The 216-nt window shown below is 66.2% G+C and carries 1 protein-coding gene; it reads right to left on the reverse strand.

Going from position 1 to position 216, the window contains the following annotated elements:
- On the reverse strand, positions 1 to 216 hold a 216-nt coding region (locus F7R02_RS26255; RefSeq protein WP_151210393.1), incomplete at both ends, for a TAL effector repeat-containing protein.

The raw sequence follows: 216 nt of genomic DNA on the forward strand, positions 1-216 counted from the left end.
GGCCACCACCTGCTCCGGGGTCAGGCCATGGGCCTGGCACAGCACCGGCAACAGCGCCTGCACCGTCTCCAGCGCCTGCTTGCCACCGCTATTGCTGGCGATGGCCACCACCTGCTCCGGGGTCAGGTTCAGGGGGGCACCCGTCAGTGCATTGCGCCATGCATGCACTGCCTCCACTGCGGTCACGCCGCCACGTTTTGCAATCTTGAGAAGTTG

This window comes from Xanthomonas cissicola (genome assembly GCF_008801575.1).
Taxonomy (GTDB): domain Bacteria; phylum Pseudomonadota; class Gammaproteobacteria; order Xanthomonadales; family Xanthomonadaceae; genus Xanthomonas; species Xanthomonas cissicola.